At 67.2% G+C, this 2,577-nt stretch carries 3 protein-coding genes; 1 reads left to right on the forward strand and 2 read right to left on the reverse strand.

Translation table 11 applies throughout. From position 1 onward, the window contains the following. Positions 1–211 precede the first annotated feature (211 nt). Positions 212–655: an ester cyclase gene (locus VIM26_RS08570; protein WP_331950142.1), complete on the forward strand. Its 444-nt coding sequence runs from the start codon at positions 212–214 to the stop codon at positions 653–655. A gap of 368 nt (positions 656–1,023) precedes the next feature. Here VIM26_RS08570 and VIM26_RS08575 read toward each other — a convergent pair whose 3' ends face one another. Together VIM26_RS08575 and VIM26_RS08580 are read right to left on the reverse strand one after the other, a co-directional pair. Then, positions 1,024–1,461 carry a nitroreductase/quinone reductase family protein gene (locus tag VIM26_RS08575; RefSeq protein ID WP_331950144.1) on the reverse strand — a complete coding sequence of 146 codons (438 nt, stop codon included), beginning with the start codon at positions 1,459–1,461 and terminating at the stop codon, positions 1,024–1,026. A 139-nt stretch (positions 1,462–1,600) separates the two neighbouring features. Beyond that, entirely contained in the window at positions 1,601–2,206 is a 606-nt protein-coding gene (locus tag VIM26_RS08580) for a hypothetical protein (protein WP_331950146.1), read from the reverse strand. Positions 2,207–2,577 lie beyond the last annotated feature (371 nt).

Below are 2,577 nucleotides of genomic sequence, written 5' to 3' on the forward strand. Positions count from 1 at the left end.
GGAGCCGTTCCACCTCCACCTGACCGGCGCCGCCGGCGGCACGTTCAGCCAGGGGGACGGCGGTGAGCACGTCGAGATGGACGCCCTCGACTTCATCCGCACCCTCTCCGGACGACTCCCTGGCACCGGCCTGATGCGCCACCCACTGCCCTTGTGAAACCAGTCGCGCACGGCACTACCCGCAGAATCCCACCCTCTGAAAGGAACCACCATGACCAGCACCGCTGTCCAGCAAGACCTTCGCGCGCTCGCGCACCGCTTCATCGACGACGTGATCAACGCCCAGGACCTCGACCGGGCCCTGGTCGACATGGTCGCCGAGGACTTCGTCGAGCTGAACCCACTCCCTGGCCAGGGACCGGGACGGGCAGGCCTCGGCGACGTCCTCGCCATGATGTTCGCCGGCTTCCCCGACCTCCGCTGGACGCTCCATGACACCCTCGTCGAGGGCGACCGGGTCATGGGCTTCTCTACCTGGACGGGCACGCACGAGGGTGAGTTCATGGGTATCCCGGCGACCGGACGCACCGCCACCGTCGAGGCCTGGACCATCGACCGCTACCGCGACGGCATCTTCGTCGAGAGCCGCATCATCATGGACGTCGCCGGCCTGCTCGGCCAGCTCGGCGTACTCCCGGCCCCAGAAGCCGTGTGACTCGGGCCCGCCGAGCTCACCGTCTCCAGCGACGTCGCCTGCCCCTGGGCCACGGTCATCATCCCGTCCTGCTGGTCCTCGAAGGCCTCCGGGCCGCCGGCGCCCAGTCGCCCAAGGCGGGTGAACAGCTCGACGTGACCCTGCGGCACGCCCTTCCTCTCGCAGTCTCAGTGCATCGCCATGTGCCGCGAGATCCTCGCCATAGCCGCCCCCGCGAGACCGTCGCGCGCGCTATGTTGTGCCGTATCGTGACGCCCTCCTGCTGTAGTCGAAGAAGCTCGCTCATCGGCGTCGTTGGGGTGCTCGCATCGCGCCCGGACGCGGCGGAAAGACGCCGGCTTCCAGCGGCCAGGATCACCCTGAACGAACTAGACCTGAACCGGTTCGAGAACGGCCACCGGGATGGTGCGCCCTGCCTTTCGCGCGTACCGGCTGACCCCGGGCGCCTGGGTCTCAATGAGGTCGCTCCACATGGCGTCCCGCTCCTCGCCGTGCAACTCGTGGGGCCGCACCACGAGCTGCCGCTCCCGTACTTGGACCCGGGCGGTGGGAGCCTTGCGCAGGTTCTGGAACCAGTCGGGGTCTCTGCGCGAACCGGAGCCGGTGCCCCAGACTACGAAGCCCGCCGGCGTCTCGAGGTACCGCACGCAGGTCGAGCGAGGGATGCCGGTACGGCGGCCCGGCGTCGTGATCATCAGGACGTGGACATTCTTGCTGCCACTGGACAGCCGCCCTTTCAGTGTGCGATACATCCACACGCCGATGTGGTTTCCGGCGCGGGTGAAGCTTCGCTTGAGACGGGTCATCGCGCCGACCCGGACACGCGTCTCATGGGCCGAGGATATCGACGACGACCGCGTCAGGACAGACCCCACCGCAGCACAGCAGGCAGGGCCCCTGACGCGGTATGACGCGGCGCAAAGACGCACCCCAGCCGTCGGGCGATCAGATTGGCCCGAACTTGCCGATCAGGCCGAGAACAAACAGCGCCAGTCCGAGCGCCACCGCGATCGCGTGCGGGAGCGCCACGTGCGGCCAAAGCAGGATCCAGTCGTTCACACGCGAGTCGCGATCGACGGCCTCCCACCGCTGCGGCACCCGCGGGTCTCGCTGAGCGCCGCCGGGGCTGCTCTTGGAGAGCTTGCCCCAAGTGAAGCGCTCGCCCCAGATACGCTGCGCGGCGGTTTGCCAACCCCAGTTGATCAGCGGCGACGATGCAGTGCCCTGCATGGTGTGTTCGCCGTACAGCTCGTGCGCGATCGTCTCGATGTCGCTCATCCGCGGGTAGTACCGAATCTGGTGGGACTTGGTGGACCACTCGATGAGCCAGAAGCCCAGTGCGCCCGCGGCCGCGACCAGGAACAAGCCGTAGTGGTCCTGCTGGAACCCCAAGGCCAGTGTCGCCAGGGAGAACGTGACGCCCCAACTCTTCACGGTCAGGAGCCGCTGGTCGAAACTGGCCACAATGTCCACGAGGCGGTAGTACTCCACCATCAGGTCGTCGTGGAGGTAACTTGTTCGCCCGGCATCGTCGGCTGCATCGTCCGCCATGTTTGACCTCCAGGGCCCGCAATGATCTGACCTTGGCATCGTCCCACGGCGGTGAGCATCGGATCACTCCTCGACCGGTCAGCGCCGTCACCGCCACCTAGGGTGCTTCCCATGGTCCGCTTGCGGCGGAATGGGACAGGTCCAGCGGTCCTGCGTGAGAGCGAACAGCTGGCGTGAGCGGGGCCGGCCGAGCCGCTCCTGGCAAAAGCCGATCGACTGGCTACGCTCGGCTTAGGGCTCGCGCAATAATTAAGCCCGAGGTCCCGGGCGTGTTGTGATGCCGTTGCCTGCGGTGTGGGAATCGGCGCTGAGGTCGTAGTTCCACTCGCCATGGAAGTCATGGCGGCGCAGGTGGGAGGACTCGAACGTCT

This window comes from Pengzhenrongella sp. (assembly GCF_036565025.1).
Classification (GTDB): domain Bacteria; phylum Actinomycetota; class Actinomycetes; order Actinomycetales; family Cellulomonadaceae; genus Pengzhenrongella.

Coding starts and splice junctions, on each gene's coding strand:
- VIM26_RS08580 (WP_331950146.1), bottom strand. CDS start 2,206: ATGGCGGACGATGCAGCCGACGATGCCGGGCGAACAAGTTACCTCCAC.
- VIM26_RS08570 (WP_331950142.1), top strand. CDS start 212: ATGACCAGCACCGCTGTCCAGCAAGACCTTCGCGCGCTCGCGCACCGC.
- VIM26_RS08575 (WP_331950144.1), bottom strand. CDS start 1,461: ATGACCCGTCTCAAGCGAAGCTTCACCCGCGCCGGAAACCACATCGGC.